Source organism: Pseudomonas sp. TE3899, assembly GCF_056279105.1.
In genome coordinates, this window is sequence record NZ_JBWBQR010000001.1 from 3686134 (window position 1) to 3703789 (window position 17656).

Below are 17656 nucleotides of genomic sequence, written 5' to 3' on the forward strand. Positions count from 1 at the left end.
CCAGCAAAAAATCCGGGCGGCTACGAACTTCAAGAGTGCCGCTCCAGACCGGTTCTTACAAGCCACACGACAAAGGGACTTTAAACCTTGTGGCTTAAAGCTAGTCTCAACAGTAAGCCGCACAACGGCTTACCGGCGAACACCGCCGGACACTCACACCGCCTGCCAAGAGCAGGAGCGTCATGAGGTCACTATGAAAATCCGTGAGCTAGCCCAGCATTGGGAAGAAAACGCCAAGGGTCGCCTGACCGACACTGGCTACACCATTCACCTGGACGTGGAAGCCGCCGCCCGGCTGGCAGCGATCACCGAGATGTACCCCAAACGGCATCCCGAAGAACTGCTGGGCGAACTGATCGGCGCCGCGCTGGAAGAACTCGAAGCGAGCTTCCCGTATGTGAAAGGACAGACCGTGGTTGCCACCGATGAAGAAGGCGATCCGCTGTACGAAGACGTCGGCCCGACCCCACGCTTTCTCGCGTTGTCCCGGCGGCATTTGCATGATTTGTCGGCGGATGGCGACAAGCAAAAACATTGAGGCGAATCAGGTCAAACGCCTTCGCGGGCAAGCCTCGCTCCTACGGATCACACCGACCTGTAGGAGCGAGGCTTGCCCGCGAAGGCGTCAGTCAAAACAACAAAAATCTCAATACCGCTCCCTCCTCTCGCCTCCCCAAACATGCCTGTTTCCAACCCCGCCCAAACCCGTCGATACCCCTGCGCATCGCGAAAGTTCCCGTCCTAGAGCCTTGTCCGCCCGGTCAAAGTTTTTTTAGGCAATGAGCCATCTTCTCTGAACTTTTGAAAAACAGCTCGGGTCGTACCCAGTAACCACACCTGGTACGGCCGTTTCATTAAACGTTTTGAACATTCGGTTACGGCTCCTCACACCAGGAGGGATTTAGATGTTTTTCAGGAGATACCCAATGGAGTTGAAGACCATGAAGACCAGCACTGCCAAATCCTCGTTCACCCACCTGCGCGGTCTGAAACTGGCTGCACTGGCGATCGGCAGCACTTTCGTCCTCGCCGGTTGCGCTGGCAACCCGCCGAGCGAGCAATACGCCGTGACCCAATCCGCCGTGAACAGCGCCGTCAGCGCCGGTGGTACTGAATTCGCAGCCGTGGAAATGAAGTCCGCCCAGGACAAGCTCAAACAAGCTGAAATCGCCATGCACGACAAGAAGTATGACGAAGCCCGCACCCTGGCCGAACAAGCCGAATGGGACGCTCGCGTCGCTGAACGCAAGGCCCAGGCGATCAAAGCCGAACAAGCTGTGAAGGATTCCCAGAAAGGTGTTCAGGAACTGCGTCAGGAAAGCCAGCGCACTGTGCAGTAAGCGCGCATCCGGACCACACGCCTGAAGCTCTTATCGATAGAAAGGACGAACCATTATGCGTAAACAATTGATGATCCCCGCTCTCCTGGCCGCAAGCGTCGCCCTGGCTGCCTGCTCCACCCAGCCGAACGCGAACCTGGAACAGGCCCGCGTGAACTACTCCGGCCTGCAAGCCAACCCGCAAGCCAGCAAAGTCGCGGCCCTTGAGACCAAAGACGCCAGTGATTACCTGGACAAGGCCGACAAGGCTTACCAGGACAAACAGGACCAGGCCAAGGTCGATCAACTGGCTTACCTGACCAACCAGCGTGTGGAAGTGGCCAAGCAGACCATCGCCCTGCGCACCGCTGAAGCCAATCTGAAAAACGCTGCCGCCCAACGTGCCCAGGCCCGTCTGGACGCTCGCGACCAGCAGATCAAACAGCTGCAAGACAGCCTGAACGCCAAGCAGACCGATCGCGGTACGCTGGTGACCTTCGGTGACGTGCTGTTCGCCACCGACCGTGCCGACCTGAAATCCAGCGGTCTGGTGAACATCAACAAACTGGCGCAGTTCCTTCAGGAAAACCCGGACCGTAAAGTGATTGTCGAAGGCTATACCGACAGCACCGGTAGCGCGGGTCATAACCAGTCGCTGTCCGAGCGTCGCGCTGGTTCCGTGCGCATGGCGCTGGTGAAGATGGGTGTTGATCCAGCACGCATCGTTGCCCAGGGTTATGGCAAGGAATACCCGGTTGCTGAAAACACCAGCGTTTCGGGCCGTGCCATGAACCGTCGGGTGGAAGTGACCATTTCCAACGACAACCAGCCAGTGATTCCACGTTCGGCGGTTAGCTCGAACTAAGCGTCACGCTGAAACACAAAAGCCCCGCCTGATCTGATCAGGCGGGGCTTTTTGTTTGGCTTTCTGTAGGAGCGAGGCTTGCCCGCGAAGGCGTTGTGTCGGTCAACCCATTTGTTGAATGTTGAACCGCCTTCGCGGGCAAGCCTTGCTCCTACAAAATCATCATTGTTCGAGCTTCTGCGGGGTTTCCTGGCCCATGCAGCGCACGGCTTTTTTCTGGCCGTTGATCAACACGCCGGTCAGGCCTTTTTGCTCGGTGTCGAACAGCACCAGTACACCGTCGATGCACTGGGCGACTTGCGGGGCCGGTTCCAGGGCGACTTTGTAGTCTTCGCCGGGCACGGTCTTGAGCATGGTGAATTCGTTGAGCAGCAACGCATCCTCGGGTTTGGCGAAGTGCAGGTAGCCGTAGTACCACAGCACCCCGACGGTGCCGAGGATGGTACAGATACCGGTGATGATCAGCGGGATGGCGTTACGTTCTTCACTCATTGCGGACTCTCTGGTGGTTCATCTTTTGAATTCAGGGGCACCGGGTAATTCGGGATTTCGCCCAGGCGGCGCAGACCGTTGAAATGCTGCGGGTCTTCGAGATAGCGCAGCATCACCTGGCGCCAGACCGGGTCGGCAAAGGTCTGCACGTGACCGCCACGGGTCAGTTGCAGCACCCGCGGCGGCGGCGCAGCTTGATACAGACGGATGCCGTTGGAAAGGGGCACGAGGTTGTCGTCGATGCTGTGGTAGATCAGTTTCGGCACGCCTTTGAGCTGCGCCATGGAGTTGATCGCGCTGTCGCCGTCCGGCACCAGCCACGACAACGGCACCTGGAATGGCCAGGTCAGCCACGAAGTGGTCAGGGCAAATCGGCCGACATCGCGGTAGCTGGCGGGGGCGCCGTCGAGGACCAGCGCCTTGATCTGAGGCTGGCGTTCCGGGTGCTGGACTAGGTAATGCACGGCCATCGAGCCGCCGAGGCTTTGGCCGAGAATGACCAACGGTTTGCCTTTGACCTCGGGCGCCTGGTCGAGCCATTTGAACGCGGCGTCGATGTCCTGGTAGATCGCCGGCAGGCTCGGTTTGCCTTCGGACAAGCCATAACCGCGGTAATCCACCAGCAACACCTGGTAACCCTCTTTCGGCAACCACCAGCTCCCACCGAGGTGATAAGACAAGTTGCCGCCATTGCCGTGCAGGTGCAGCACCGTGCCTTTGACCTCTACGCCTTTGGGTACCGGCAACCACCAACCGTGCAGTTTCAGGCCGTCGGCGGTGGTCAGGGTGAGGTCGCGGAATTCGAGTTTGGCCTTGTCCGGGGTGAACGGCTGGCCGGGTTCGGGGTAGAACAGCAGCGAGCTGCAGCCGCTCAAGGTCAGAAGAAGGCAGAGGATGCCGAGGATTCTCATCCGTTGAAACCTCGCAGTGATGGTTGGTAAGTCTGATCGTTCCTACGCTCCGCGTGGGAATGCCGCTTTGGACGCTCCGCGTCCTCTGTGACGCAGAGCGTCACGGGATGCATTCCCACGCAGAGCGTAGGAACGATCAGCGTGGTTCTCACAAAATGTTGGAGTAGTCGGCTTCGATCCGGTCCAGGCTCAGGTGATTGAGGAAGTTGGAGAAGCACATCCACGCCGACAGTGCGTTCAAGTCGCGGAACTGGTCCGGCAAATACTTGGGCGGCACTACCAGGCCTTCGTCCACCAATTGGCGCAAGGTCCGCATGTCTTCCAGCGTGGTCTTGCCGCAAAACAGCAGCGGTATCTGCTCCAGCTTGCCTTTACGCACGGCCAACTGAATGTAGTTGTAAACCATGATAAAGCCCTTGAGGTAGGACAAGTCTTTGGTAAATGGCAGACCATTCGGTACTGAACCACGGAAAACCCGACTGGCGTTGCCGTAGCTTTCGGCCATTTCGAAGCCCTGCTCGCGGAAGAACTCGAACACCTGCAAAAAGTCCGCGCCCTCCTCCACCATATGAATGGCGCGAGTACGGTTGGTCAGTTTGCGCAGGCGACTCGGGTAGGAGGCGAAGGTGATGATTTCCATCAGAATCGCCAGGCCTTCCTGGGTCACGGTCGACGATGGCGGGCCTTTGGACAGGAAGGTGCAGATCGGCTGGTTCAAGCCGTTCAGCGTGGTGCCCACGTGCACCAGGCCTTCATGGACTTCCAGGGCGCGCACGTCACGGTCGTTGAACATCGCGTCGGCGCGGATCTTGATGTAGTCGGCACCCGCCGCCGCATCGGCGACGATCCCGTCAGACTCGAACACCCGGATGGTTTCCTCGGCTTCACCGAACACTTTGTTGAGTCGATGTTGCAGCAGGCTGACAGCGTCCTTGGCGGTGAGGATTTTCGGTTCATCCTTCAGATCGCCACGACCGTCGATATTGTTCAGGTAGTCGGACATCATCAGGCCGAGGTCGGCCAGGGTCGGGTCGCCGGCGTGGAACGCGTCGGACGCGGCGCCGTACAGTTCCTGGGAAATCAGCCCGAAATCCTCGGTGCCGCGCGCTTCGAGCATGCGCACCACCATCCGGTATTCCTTGCACATGCGGCGCATGATCTGGCCGACCGGGTTGAACTGGCCGAGCTGGCGGGTGATGTCGCGCTCGATGTTCTGGAATTCCAGTTTCACCTTGCTCGAGTCAAAGGCCAGCGGCCGGTTCAAGTAATAGTCGCGGTCCACGGCGGGCATTTCCTTGCCCTTGGCCTTGAGGAAGCCCTTGCGGATGTTGTCGTCCCACTTGACCGCATCGAGGACGCGAATCGGCGTCTGCGCCAGCACTATGCGATCGGACAAAATGCGTATCGTCTGCTGGTAATCGTCCACCCGAAACTCCTGTAGAAAAACCGTGAGGTGCTGGATTTATTTGGCTTTGGCTTTGGCCAGGCGCTGGTAGCGCACGGCTTCGACGAACACATCGGAATTGGCCGGGTCGTCGAGGTAAGCGAAGACTTGGTTCATGTCGGTGTTGATCAGCACGCCATCGCCGTCGTCAGTCTGGAAGCCTTCGCCACTGAGGACTTTTTGCCCCAGGGCCTGGTTGATCTGTTCGAGGTCGAGGTTGTAGACCACCAGCTCGTGCTTTTCGTTGAGTTCGAACCCGGCGATTGTGAAGTGGCCGCCAAACCTGGCCGGTACTGGCGCCGACAAGTACCAGCGACTGCCGTGGCGCGACACCGTGAAGGGATAGGCCTCGCGCTCGCGGGGCTTGGCCTTGAAGTAGCTGACAGCCTGATAGCGGTTGTCGCCGAGGCGCGTCAGTTCCAGGTTCATCGGCTCTCCCCAGGCGTTGGTGCTGGTCCATTTGCCAAGCAAGCCTTTGGGCGCGGGTTCGCTCGAAGGCAGCGGGTCCTTGAAGGTCACCAGACAGCCACTGAGCAGCAGGAACGACAAGGCGATCACAACGACGCGCCAGGCTTTCATTCAACACTCCCTATCGATACAGCACGATGATCGTTCCCACGCTCCCGCGTGGGAATGCCGCCCGGGACGCTCTGCGTCCCTTACCGGCGTGACGCAGAGCGTCACAGGATGCATTCCCACGCAGAGCGTGGGAACGATCAGGGGTTACACCGACGCCAAGACCAAATGCATGTAGCGCGTGAGGATGCCGAGCATTTCGGCTTCGGCCGCAGGCTCGGTGTCGTTGAGCAGGCCCTGATATTCCATCCGTCCGATAATCGCCGTCAACACTTTGGCATCCTGTTGTGGCTCGCGCGAACCCAATACCTCGAAAAGCTGGCAGGTGCCCTGCAACAGAATCTGTTGATGGGAACGCACCAACACCGCCAGTCGCGGGTTCAGCAGCGCCTCCTGGCGGAACGCCTGTTCGGCCATCAAATGCTCACGACGGTTGATCAATTGCCGATGAACATAGTCCGCCATCAACCGCGCAATATCGTCCGCCAACTGTGAGCGCGACTCCGGCGTACCGTCGCCGCTGACCACCATTTCGCGCAACAGGCCTTCGTTGCTGGCCCACAGCTTGCCCATGTAAGCCGCGCTGCGTTCCACGTATTGGGCGAAGGTATCGGTGAGCAGGTCATCGATATCCTTGAAGTAGTAAGTGGTGGCCGACAACGGCACACCGGCTTCGGCCGCCACGGCGCGGTGGCGCACCGCCCGTACGCCATCGCGCACGACAATGCGCATGGCCGCATCGAGAATGTCCTGTCGACGCTGTTCGCTGCCCTGTCGGCTGGCCTTGCGGCCCTGGTACTGAACACTTTCAGCGACCGCAGTGGCGATACCCGCTGCACCTTCTTGAGCCATTGCACGATTCACGACAGGTCTTCCTCTCTCACGCCAAAAGTAACCAATTGATACGTTTGTACCAGACAGGCAATAAAAAGCCGCCTGTTTTAGGCGGCTTTTTAACTGAAACGTTTACGCTTGCGGCCGCATGTGCGGGAACAGGATCACGTCGCGGATCGACGGTGAGTTGGTCAGCAACATCACCAGTCGGTCGATGCCGATCCCTTCACCAGCCGTTGGCGGCATGCCGTACTCCAGCGCGCGAACGAAGTCGGCGTCGTAGTGCATGGCTTCGTCGTCGCCAGCGTCCTTGTCGGCCACCTGGGCCATGAAGCGCTCGGCCTGGTCTTCCGCGTCGTTCAACTCGGAGTAGGCGTTGGCGATTTCGCGGCCACCGATGAACAGTTCAAAACGGTCGGTGACGTTCGGGTTGTCATCGTTGCGACGGGCCAGCGGCGACACTTCGAACGGGTACTGGGTAATGAAGTGCGGCTGTTCCAGCTTGTGCTCGACCAGCTCTTCGAAAATCATCACCTGCAACTTGCCCAGGCCTTCGAAGCCCAGCACCTTGGCGCCGGCCTTCTTGGCGATGGCGCGGGCCTTGTCGATGTCGGTCAGGTCGTCGGCGGTCAGCTCAGGGTTGTACTTGAGGATCGAGTCGAACACCGACAGACGCACGAACGGCTCGCCGAAGTGGAACACTTTGTCGCCGTAAGGCACGTCGGTGCTGCCCAGGACCAGCTGCGCCAGTTCGCGGAACAGTTCTTCGGTCAGGTCCATGTTGTCTTCGTAGTCGGCGTACGCCTGGTAGAACTCCAACATGGTGAATTCAGGGTTGTGACGGGTCGAGACGCCTTCGTTACGGAAGTTGCGGTTGATCTCGAAGACTTTCTCGAAACCACCCCACCACCAGACGCTTGAGGTAAAGCTCAGGCGCGATGCGCAGGAACATTTCCAGGTCCAGCGCGTTGTGGTGCGTTTCGAACGGCTTGGCCGCTGCACCACCGGGGATGGTTTGCAGCATCGGCGTTTCGACTTCCAGGAAGTCACGTTGCATCAGGAAGCTGCGGATGTGCGCAATCACTTGCGAACGCACGCGGAAGGTATTGCGTACTTCTTCGTTGACGATCAGGTCAACGTAACGCTGGCGATAGCGCTGTTCGGTGTCGGTCAGGCCATGGTGCTTGTCCGGCAGCGGACGCAGGGACTTGGTCAGCAGGCGCACTTCGGTCATTTCGACGTACAGGTCGCCCTTGCCGGAACGCGCCAGGGTGCCAACGGCTGCAATGATGTCGCCCATGTCCCAGGTTTTCACCGAGGCCAGGGTTTCTTCAGACAGGGTTTTACGGTTGACGTAAACCTGGATGCGACCGGTCATGTCCTGGATCACCATGAACGAGCCACGGTTGAGCATGATGCGACCGGCAACCTTGACCGGGATTGCAGCCTCTGCCAGCTCTTCCTTGGTCTTGTCCGCGTATTTCTTCTGCAGTTCTTCGCAGTAGTTTTCGCGGCGGAAGTCGTTCGGGAAGGCATTGCCCTTGGCGCGCTCGGCAGCCAGCTTTTCCTTGCGCAGGGCGATCAGGGAGTTTTCTTCCTGTTGCAGGGCTTGCGGGTCGAGTTCTAGGTCGCTCATGTCTTTAGATATTCCATCAGGTTCGTTGCCCCCGGCGTTCGCCGGGGTTCGCGGGCAAGCCTCGCGCCTGCAGGATGATCCTGCAGAGCGTGCCTTAAAGCCCTTGTTTCAAGCTGGCTACCAGGTATTCGTCGATATCGCCGTCGAGCACCTTGTCGCAGTCACTGCGTTCGATGTTAGTGCGCAAATCCTTGATCCGCGACGCATCGAGCACGTAGGAGCGAATCTGGTGACCCCAGCCGATGTCCGACTTGGTGTCTTCCAGGGCCTGGGAGGCGGCGTTGCGTTTCTGCACTTCCTGCTCGTACAAGCGCGCCCGCAACATTTTCATCGCGGTGTCTTTGTTGGCGTGCTGGGAGCGTTCGTTCTGGCAGCTGACCACGGTGTTGGACGGTACGTGGGTGATCCGTACGGCCGAGTCGGTGGTGTTAACGTGCTGGCCACCGGCACCGGAGGAGCGGTAGGTGTCGATGCGCAGGTCCGACGGGTTGATGTCGATTTCGATGTTGTCATCGATTTCCGGCGACACGAACACGGCCGAGAACGAGGTGTGGCGGCGGTTGCCGGAGTCGTACGGGCTCTTGCGCACCAAACGGTGCACGCCGATCTCGGTACGCAACCAGCCAAAGGCGTACTCGCCCTTGATGTGGACCGTGGCGCCCTTGATCCCGGCGACTTCACCGGCGGACAGTTCCATGATGGTCGCGTCGAAACCGCGTTTGTCAGCCCAGCGCAGGTACATGCGCAGCAGGATGTTGGCCCAGTCCTGGGCTTCGGTACCGCCAGAGCCGGCCTGGATATCCAGGTAGGCATTGTTGGCGTCCATCTCACCGCTGAACATGCGACGGAATTCGAGTTTTTCCAGGGCTTCGCGCAGACGCTCGACTTCGGTCGCGACGTCATCGACGGCGCCCTGGTCTTCTTCTTCGGCGGACATCAGCAGCAGTTCTTTGGCATCGGCCAGGCCGGTGTGCATTTCGTCGAGGGTTTCGACGATCTGCGCCAGCAGCGAACGCTCGCGCCCCAGTTCCTGGGCGTACGACGGGTTGTTCCAGACTGCCGGATCTTCAAGCTCGCGATTGACTTCAGTCAGACGCTCATGCTTTTGATCGTAGTCAAAGATACCCCCGAATAGTTTCGGAGCGCTCGGACAGGTCCTTGATACTGTTAAGGATCGGGTTGATTTCCATGGCGGGCAGCACTCATTGGCGAACTTTTGAAAGCCGGCGAGTATAACGTAATCAAGCTGTCACGGCAGCCCGCCTGACGGACTGAATACGCGCCGGTTCTTTTTGACGACTTCCTGCCAAGCAAAAAATCCTGAGGAAAAATCCTACCCGATAAAAAAATTCTTCCCACACCAGTAACAGAATCCCCCTGCATCAACCCCGCATTCACTCATTCACAGTCCCGCCCTTCTAAATCAGCACAAGGGATGTGTGATGTTCGGCCCTGCCCATCAAGCCTCTTTCCTCCTGGACATCGAGGGTTTTACCCACGACCTGCACGTCCTTGAGTTCAACGGCAAGGAAGCCATCAGCCAACCCTTTCGCTTTGATCTGAAACTGGTTAGCGAACACCCCGGCCTGGATCTGGAAAGCCTCCTGCATCGCCCGGCATTCCTGGGTTTTGATCGCCATGGCGCCGGCATTCATGGTCACGTGTACAGCATCGGCCAGGGCGACGCTGGCAAGCGTCTGACTCAATACCAAATCTCCTTGATGCCCAGCCTCGCCTACCTGGGCCACCGTTTCGACCAGAAAATATTCCAGAAACGCAGCGTGCCGCAGATCATCGCCCAAGTCCTGGAGGCCCAGGGCATCCTCGGCGATGCCTACCGCTTTGCCCTCGGCACGGATTACCGCCCAAGGGATTATTGCGTCCAGTACGGCGAGAGTTGCCTGCATTTCATCCAGCGACTCTGCGAAGAAGAAGGCCTGCATTACCACTTCGAGCACAGTCGCGAGGGGCATGTGCTGGTGTTCGGGGATGATCAAACGGTATTCCCCAGGCTGCATCGCCCTACCTCATACCTGCAGGACAGCGGACTGGTCGCCGATGACCCGGTGATCAAGGCCTTCACCCTGGCGATGGAAACCCGCCCCACTGCAGTGACCCGTCGCGACTACGACTTCGAAAAGCCCTTGCTGCAACTGGAGAGCGCGGCGAAAGATCCTTCGCCGCCACACCTCGAAGACTACGGCTTTCCCGGCCGCTTCACCGACCGTGAACAGGGCAAACACCGTGCAAGGCGAGCCCTTGAACGGCATCGCAGCGATTATCGGCAAGCCACCGGGCGTAGCGATCAGCCCATGTTGCTCAGTGGCCACTTCCTCCCCCTGACCGGCCACCCGCGCCAGGAATGGAATGACTTGTGGCTGCTGACCGAAGTCATCCATGTCGGCCAACAACCGCAAGTGCTTGAAGAGTCAGGCACCAGCCCCCCAAGCGGCGACTTTGCTCAAGGCTACCGCAACACCTTTCTCGCCATACCGTGTCACACGCCGTTCAGGCCTGCGCTTGTCCACCCCAAAACCACGATCAACGGCTATCAGCACGCCGTGGTCTGCGGCCCGCCCGGCGAAGAAATCCACTGCGACGAATACGGTCGAGTGCGCATTCAGTTTCCCTGGGATCGCGACGGTGACCACGATGACCATTCCAGTTGCTGGGTGCGCGTGGCCAGCAACTGGGCCCACGACCGTTATGGCAGCGTGCTGATCCCGCGCGTGGGCATGGAAGTGATCATCGGTTTCTATCAGGGCGACCCGGACCAGCCGTTGGTCGTTGCCTGTCTGTCCAACGGCGCCAATCGCCCCCCGCTCGACCTCCCCGCCGAGAACACCCGCAGCACCTTCAAGACCCAAAGCAGCCCGGGCGGCGAAGGGTTCAACGAACTGCGCATCGAAGATCGCAAGGGAGCCGAGGAAATTTCCGTCCGCGCCCAGCGTGATTACCGGCAACACGTGTTGAACGATGAGCGGATTCAAGTCGACAACCAGCGCAGCATCGTGGTCGGGGGAAACGCTCGACATGAGCTGCGCGACGAAGAACAGCACATCGCTCACGGTGACCGGCGCACGGAAATCCGCCAGGACGATCGCCTCACGGTGCATGGCGAGCGCCATGTTCACGCCACCAGCCATCGGCTGAGTGCTCAACAGCAGGTCCACCTCAGCGCCGATCAAAACATCGTCATCGATGGCGGCGCCAGCGCCACGATCCAGGTGGGGGGCGCGTGGATCACGATCAATTCCACAGGGGTTTTCAGCAGTGTGCCCATTCAGGTGGGCGGTGCACCAATGCCGCTCATGGCAGCGGCCCCGGTGGTACTCGAGCCAAGCGAACCGCCCCTCCCCGAAACGGTTTCAACCGCTCTACTCAAACAACTACTCGGCAACGAAGCATTGATTGAACTCTGCCAGATGCCCAGCGGCGGTACGCCGATGGACTGCCCGCTGAGCGACTGCCAATGCCGCAAGGCCCTGGGCTATGGAAATCGCTCATGAATACATGGATTTTGCTGGAGCGCCCCGCCGCGCAGCTCGAAACGCTCTATCGTCTGGCGACACATGCCGACACCCAAAAGCTGTTCACCGGCACGTCACTCGGCGGTTTCGCCGAACACAGCCCGCTGCTGGTCAGGCTGAACAACCAACCGACGCTCACTCAGGCCATCGAGCAAACCCCGGCGCAGTGGCCCGGCCTGCTGATCGAAAGCACCTGTGACACGCCCTCGGTACTCGCGCACTTGCGCCAGATGCTGTTCGTCAACTTCGACCAGCAACGCAAAGGCGTGCTGCGCTACAGCAACCCGACCGTCGCCAGTTATTTTTTTGCCGCATGTACCGCGCAAGACCTCAGCCTGTGGCTCGGCCCGATCAAGAGTCTGCGCTGGTTCGGTGCGACGTGGGCCACTCAAGCGACAGGCGAAGCTGGCTGGCAGCAGTTGAACAACCTCCATGCGAACGACTGGCGCATTGAACGGACACACCGGGTAATGGTGCTGAGCGTCGCCCAGGAAGAAGCCTTGACGCGCCAGCGCAACGAGCAGTTTCTTTTCCACTGGTGGCAGCAGCATCCCCGGCATTCATTCGCGCATGCCCATGAACTGCTGGAGCAAGCCCTGACTCAAGGCATCGACGACAGCGACGCCATCAGCGATTACCTGAGCACCCACTGCGCGCAGGTTCAGTTATGACGCGCCTCGGGAAGATGACCAATGGCCCCATCTGCGAGCGCGACAAACTGATTGTCCAGGTCATTGGCACCGGGCATTCAAAAAACCAGCGACTGCTGATCGTCGATCAGTCCGGCGTCGAACCGCTTCAGGCCCTGACCGATGAGGCCGTGTGTGAAACAGAGCGTTCGACCAGCGTCCACAGCGAGCTTTTTGTGTGGGATTGGTCGGCGCAGTTCAAGCATCAGTTGTGGCTCGAAATTGCTACCACCCAAGGACCGCCGATTCGCCTGCCGTTGCTGGAGGACGTGCGTGTCACCCCGCGGCAACTGGAAACCCAGTGGAACCAGATCGTACCGATCCTGCCTTTCGTCGCGCTGCCCGGGACTCGCAGCCGCCATGACCTCGGCACGCCGGTCCTGTGCCGCAGTGGCTATGTCTATGTGTTTTACCGCGATCGTCTCTGGCGTGAGCTCGAGGTGCGGCAGGACGGCGAATTGACGACTTACCGCGACATCGATCTGCAGGCGTATCGCCAAGACCCGGCACTCAGCCTCGACTACCGACAGGCCAACGGTGTCGATCTCAGCGACATCTGGCTGCCCGCGACCTGGAACAACCAACCCGCCGAAGCCGTGCAACTGTGCTTCAGCGAAATCCAGCTCAGCGCCGCACGCATTAAACGACTTGAGGAAGACCCGGCGTTGCGCGCCCAGCGCTGTCAGAGCCCGGCGTTGAAATGCGAGCGCCGGACGCTAGAACGGCTTTTCCACCAGCAGCCCGATGGGCCGGCGATGCTGGAAGCATTCAGTGGTTTCAACCTATGGGATGCACAAGCGTCCGATGCCGCGACGAAAGCCGGCGTTACCTGGCGCAACCTGGCTTCGCGAGCCTTTCCGGTCAGCCTGATCGCCCCGCAACGGGCACGCCAAAGCGGTTTCGAATACGTGCTGGAGCATCCGGGGCGTTACGTCTGCGACCTCTCGGGGCAATTCGCGGCGCAACGCAAAACCGAAGCCAGGGCCTGTCTTGATCAGTGGGAACAAGGCGCCACACCCGCGTTACCTGCAACGTTTGAAAGCAGCGCCTGGGCGGATGGCCTCGCCACGTTGCTGGCTCAATTGCGAGGAGAAACGCCCGCCACCGATGAAGCCGACCTCTGGCAACCTCAACCCACCGTCACCGATGTGCTGGAAACCGCTCGCCAACGGCGCGTGTGCGGCGTGTTGCTGGAAGACCCGCGCTACCGCGTGCGCCATCTCGTTTCACAGGTCCAGCAGCAACAACAATTGCTGACGTTGTATGCCGAGCGCGCCAGCCTGCACCCGCATCACGCCAGCGCGGTCATGGTCCAGCAACTGATCGTGCCGGCGACGATCAGCGGGCAGAAAAACCCGTTGCATGCCTGTTTCGACAAAGTGAAAGAGGCCGGCCGTCGCGACATCAATCGTTTCACCGCCACCGCCGAACGCGCCTTGCTCTGGCAGCAACTGAACATGGCGCAGGCCCTGCTTGCCGAGTGCCTGCAACAACCGGTGACCCAGCAAACCCTCGCCGATCATTTGAGCCTTGAGGGCTTTGATTACCTGGCGGCGTTGTTTGCCGTGAGTCAGGTGTTCGCCAGCCTCGCCACCGTGCCCGCGCAACTTGATCCACTGGCCCGCAATGGCGATGTCACCAATGCGCTGACCGGTTTGAGCCTCTACAGCCCGCAGGCCAGTGTCGGCCAGACGCTGCTCAATGCCATCGCCCACGACTCGGCGCACCCACTGCACCGGATGCTTTGGCCGGCCGTTGATGAAGCCGCGTTGGCTACACCTTATGTGCCGCCCACCGAGAAAACGGTCAACGAGGGCGACGGATGTCTACGCGCCCAACACCTCGCCGTATTCGAAAGCGAGCCCGGCCCTTACTACCCGCAAGTCGAACACCTCGACGGGCATTTGCTGGAAGGGTTACTGGCCAGCGGCAGCCTGAACAGCACCCTCACCGGGCAATCGAAAGCGGCGGCCAGCACGTTGGTCAGCATCTACGAAAACCTCGCTGGCTCTTTAGAAGCCGCCAGCAGCGCGGTGATGGCACAGGTCGCACACGCCCCCACCAGCGCTTACCTGCATGGACTGGGCGTGGGACTGTTACGCAGTTTGATGCCCAAGACCTTTGGTGAAATGCACTTCATCAATCGCCGGGATGCGGATCCGCAGCGCTATCACCTCTTTGGTTTGTCCGATGTACCGACTGGGGATCAGCGGCCTCGGCGGGTGATGTGGGAGTATCTGGATGCTCAGGGGCGACCTTTGAAGGTCGGGAGTGCCGCTGATGCTTTCGAGACACCGAGCGCTCAACGCATGGGTCATTACAAGCTGGTGGTGATGCCGGTGGATCACCCGACAGTGCGCAGCCTGAGTGCGCTGAATCAGCGGATTAATGCGGTGCATAAAGAGGATGTGGAGGTTCGGGGGATGGACAACGCGAAAGTGAAAGGCGCGTTGCAGCAGGGTGTGGATGGGCATGCGGATTTGGCGAATAGCCGGGTTTATCGGGTGTTGAACTCGTTGCCGTTTGCGGCGGGGGTTTTGATGTTGGAGGTTTGGAATGTTAGGACGGAGTGGGAAGGTAGGGAGCAGTTAAAACGAGAGAAAGGTTCATTACGCGTAGGTTTATCTTTCGCGGGGGCCAGCATTGATCTGGTTATTGCGCTAGAGATGTTGACGGTAAAAATTGCCGGTACCAAGTCTGTTTGGGCGGTTGGCCGTAAGGTTCTTTTTACTTTTTCAGAGGAGGCTGTGAAAAAAACTTTAGGAACTCGAGCAGCAACGTATTTAGCAAAGGAGTTCACCGGCCGGATACTTGCCCAAATTGGCTCTGGGTTAATTCTTTCAGCTATTTGCCTTGCAGACGCCTGGTATGCGTGGACATGGGGCGATGATGCCGGATGGGGATATCTGATGATGGCCGTGGGTGGAGCAGTTAGTGCTATTAGTAGCCTGATTGTTCCCACAGTCACCTTTCTTGGTCTTGGTCCGGCAGGTTGGGTAGCGCTGATATTGATTGTAATTGGCGCCGGAATGGCTTGGTGGCTAAGCGACAAGCCTATTGAAGAATGGTTGGTTAATGGCCCTTTCGGCACGCAAGTTCATTCAGACAATGTGCATCTGCTAGATCCGCAGAGTAGCTTTTACTACCTGATCAGTTTGTTTGCCGACATTCGCATCAATGTGGGGCCCAACCCCGAATTCGTCCCCAATGCTAAACACGACATTCACGCAAAGACGCCTTTTCAGGTTATCTCGTCCAACACTTGCATTCGCATTGAAAGCAACTTAGCGGGCCTGGTTTCAAATTTGGGCACGCTCAATGTCAATGCTCACTGCCGACTCAATACATTCGAAGTCAGAGGTGGACGCATCAAAAGTGAAACCGTAACGTTCAAAAAACTGATTAACAGTCAACTTGCTCCGCCTAAAGCACAAAGACTGCTTCCGCAGGGCTTGGAACTTTTTTTCGCAACCCCACCGAGCTATGCCTTTGACTTAGCGACACGCTCACCTGGCATTGAGCAGCAATGGCAAGTTAGAGCGCAATGTGTACTGGAGCAAAAAAATCAGCGCTGGCACTTTCCTGCGCCACCGCCAAAGGATGCAACGCCATTTGATGCCCCCCACAAAAAACCGAACTTCGACAGCGTAGGCGAACTTTATTGGGCTGACGAATTTACAAACAAATCCCGGAACAGTAACTGATGACTGACGAATCGTGGTACGCCCAGACTGCCTATGGATGGAATGAGGTACCCCAACAAGAACGCTCGGCTGAACGCCCATGGATTATGCGCTTCGCCAAGGTCAGACTGCCGTGGGGCAATACGGATGAAGTCACGGCTACAAATCTTTTCGAAAAATTCCCACCAAAAGAACTTCGTCTCCATGAAGGCTTCAAGAAAGAGCGTGAAAAGCAAATAGCCGAAAACATCTATGATCCGACCCCATACGGACATATTGATTTTCATATAAGGGATGATAACGAACGGTTCAGATATGCTCTTCTTCCCGCAAGCTCTCACTTCTGGATGTATATGTCAGGAGGGGGACGATTCATGTTTTTTCTACTTTTCATTGTCAGCATACCTTCCTATTTCGCAGTTGTTAGCGCAGGGCACGAGCCTATTTTGGAGTCAACCAAAACTATCTTTATCCAACTATTTTCCTGGCTTCTCGGCCTACCACTCCTATCCTGGGCCATCGGCTCAATCGTCATAAAACACTTCCCCCGCCTCTGGATAAAACCCTCCCGAGGCCCCATCTGGGAACTCAACCGCCGCACCGGTCTGGTCACTGTCTTCGACTATAAAAACAACGGTGAATATAAAAAGAACGGCACCATCGGTGAACTCACCGCGCCGTTCTACGAGTTCGACGCCTACATCGCCACGTCCCCGGACAGTCAGGGCATGCCGATGAATGTGCTTTACCTCGCCCATCGCTACCGCAACATCATGATCAACTTCGGCGCACTGCTCTGCCCCGGCCCCGAGGTGCAACCCGCGTGCGCCCTGTGGGATTTCATCCAGAACTACATGGACGTCAGCCGTCCCTTGCCGGACCTGCCGCAATACGAGGAATACCGCCACCTCGACCCCACCACCGCCGAATACGACCGCCTCACCGGCCGTAACCCGCGTTTCTGGATCGACATGGATGATGCGACGTTCAAGCAAGTGGTCAAGGAGATGCATCAACGCGTCGCCAGCATCAACACGTTTCAACGGCCGAACTTGATGGCCAGGTATGTGACCTATGTCGACTGATAAGACACCACCCGATAACGGGGCCCTTCCGCTCACAGATAACCCGGATGCACCCGAAAGCACCAACGACTACGCCATCATCAAAGTCCGCCACAAAAAGTCGGGCGCCATGGCTTGGCGGGTGTCGTTGTACCGGGATGGCGTCTTGAAGGTACACAAGGAATTTACGTTCATCCGCCATGGCGGTGAGCGTGAGGCGCGTTGCGCTGCCGAGCGGTTTCGCAATGAGCAGATGCTGCGTTTCCCACCACCACTGAGCTGCATGGTCCGGCAAAAGTTGCGTGTCACTAACACCAGTGGCCTGGCGGGTGTTTCACGACAAACGAACGGCAAGAACACCTATTGGATTGCGCAAACGACGACTCGCCAAGGCAAAAAACTGTCCCGGTCATTCAACGTGGCAACGTTCGGGGAGGCACAGGCGAAACACAAGGCTATCGAGGCGAGGAAGGAGCAGTTAGCGACTATTGAGCATCGAGCCTTTCGTCATCGAGGTGGCGAAAAACTCCACGCTGAATTGCTGCGGACGGTCGCTACATCGGCGAACGATGAATGAACAGTGGCGAGGGAGTTTGTCGGAATGCCGCACCAC

14 protein-coding genes and 1 pseudogene are annotated in these 17656 nt (G+C 58.5%); 8 read left to right on the top strand and 7 right to left on the bottom strand.

The genetic code is table 11. The annotated features are described in order from the left end of the window. Nucleotides 1–193: 193 nt before the first annotated feature. The 3 genes from ACZ89E_RS16945 (at nucleotide 194) to lptF (ending at nucleotide 2184) form a co-directional block, all read left to right on the top strand. Nucleotides 194–538 (top strand): pilin assembly protein, encoded by a 345-nt coding sequence (locus tag ACZ89E_RS16945; protein ID WP_149657408.1) that lies wholly within the window; start codon nucleotides 194–196, stop codon nucleotides 536–538. Nucleotides 539–926: 388 nt separating this feature from the next. Beyond that, nucleotides 927–1340: a DUF4398 domain-containing protein gene (locus ACZ89E_RS16950; protein ID WP_149657409.1), complete on the top strand. Its 414-nt coding sequence runs from the start codon at nucleotides 927–929 to the stop codon at nucleotides 1338–1340. Nucleotides 1341–1395: 55 nt separating this feature from the next. Continuing rightward, complete coding sequence (gene lptF / locus ACZ89E_RS16955; RefSeq protein WP_149657410.1) at nucleotides 1396–2184, top strand: lipotoxin F family OmpA-related lipoprotein LptF; 789 nt, start codon at nucleotides 1396–1398, stop codon at nucleotides 2182–2184. 162 nt (nucleotides 2185–2346) lie between these two features. Here lptF and ACZ89E_RS16960 read toward each other — a convergent pair whose 3' ends face one another. From ACZ89E_RS16960 to prfB, 7 genes and pseudogenes are all read right to left on the bottom strand, one after another. After that, nucleotides 2347–2676 carry a PA3694 family proteiin gene (locus tag ACZ89E_RS16960; RefSeq protein WP_123405677.1) on the bottom strand — a complete coding sequence of 110 codons (330 nt, stop codon included), beginning with the start codon at nucleotides 2674–2676 and terminating at the stop codon, nucleotides 2347–2349. Continuing rightward, nucleotides 2673–3587: an alpha/beta hydrolase gene (locus ACZ89E_RS16965; RefSeq protein ID WP_463259507.1), complete on the bottom strand. Its 915-nt coding sequence runs from the start codon at nucleotides 3585–3587 to the stop codon at nucleotides 2673–2675. Before ACZ89E_RS16965 ends, ACZ89E_RS16960 begins: the two co-directional genes overlap by 4 nt. 148 nt (nucleotides 3588–3735) lie before the next feature. Continuing rightward, nucleotides 3736–5013: a flavohemoglobin expression-modulating QEGLA motif protein gene (locus ACZ89E_RS16970; protein WP_149657412.1), complete on the bottom strand. Its 1278-nt coding sequence runs from the start codon at nucleotides 5011–5013 to the stop codon at nucleotides 3736–3738. 36 nt (nucleotides 5014–5049) lie between these two features. Continuing rightward, nucleotides 5050–5610 (bottom strand): hypothetical protein, encoded by a 561-nt coding sequence (locus ACZ89E_RS16975; RefSeq protein WP_149657413.1) that lies wholly within the window; start codon nucleotides 5608–5610, stop codon nucleotides 5050–5052. Between the two features lie 144 nt (nucleotides 5611–5754). Then, complete coding sequence (locus ACZ89E_RS16980; RefSeq protein WP_476256095.1) at nucleotides 5755–6471, bottom strand: TetR/AcrR family transcriptional regulator; 717 nt, start codon at nucleotides 6469–6471, stop codon at nucleotides 5755–5757. A gap of 102 nt (nucleotides 6472–6573) precedes the next feature. Further along, a pseudogene (gene lysS / locus ACZ89E_RS16985) lies at nucleotides 6574–8077 on the bottom strand (lysine--tRNA ligase). 94 nt (nucleotides 8078–8171) lie between these two features. Beyond that, a protein-coding gene (gene prfB, locus ACZ89E_RS16990; protein WP_149657415.1) for a peptide chain release factor 2 occupies nucleotides 8172–9267 on the bottom strand; the annotation gives its coding sequence in 2 pieces (ribosomal slippage) (nucleotides 8172–9194 and nucleotides 9196–9267; 1095 coding nt in all). Nucleotides 9268–9519: 252 nt separating this feature from the next. On the opposite strand from prfB, the gene ACZ89E_RS16995 reads away from it, so the two are divergent. Genes ACZ89E_RS16995 through ACZ89E_RS17015 form a run of 5 tightly spaced genes read left to right on the top strand, consistent with a single transcriptional unit; the run spans nucleotide 9520 to nucleotide 17620 of the window. After that, a complete protein-coding gene (locus ACZ89E_RS16995) occupies nucleotides 9520–11586 on the top strand; it encodes a type VI secretion system Vgr family protein (RefSeq protein ID WP_476256096.1) in 2067 nt (688 codons plus the stop codon). Then, nucleotides 11583–12278, top strand: coding sequence for a DUF4123 domain-containing protein (locus tag ACZ89E_RS17000; protein WP_476256097.1), 696 nt, complete (start codon nucleotides 11583–11585; stop codon nucleotides 12276–12278). The genes ACZ89E_RS16995 and ACZ89E_RS17000 overlap by 4 nt, the downstream gene beginning before the upstream one ends. After that, entirely contained in the window at nucleotides 12275–16000 is a 3726-nt protein-coding gene (locus tag ACZ89E_RS17005) for a toxin VasX (protein WP_476256098.1), read from the top strand. Before ACZ89E_RS17000 ends, ACZ89E_RS17005 begins: the two co-directional genes overlap by 4 nt. Continuing rightward, complete coding sequence (locus ACZ89E_RS17010) at nucleotides 16000–17064, top strand: hypothetical protein (RefSeq protein WP_476256099.1); 1065 nt, start codon at nucleotides 16000–16002, stop codon at nucleotides 17062–17064. Before ACZ89E_RS17005 ends, ACZ89E_RS17010 begins: the two co-directional genes overlap by 1 nt. Then, nucleotides 17054–17620: an AP2/ERF family transcription factor gene (locus ACZ89E_RS17015; RefSeq protein WP_476256100.1), complete on the top strand. Its 567-nt coding sequence runs from the start codon at nucleotides 17054–17056 to the stop codon at nucleotides 17618–17620. The genes ACZ89E_RS17010 and ACZ89E_RS17015 overlap by 11 nt, the downstream gene beginning before the upstream one ends. The last annotated feature ends 36 nt before the right edge of the window (nucleotides 17621–17656 follow it).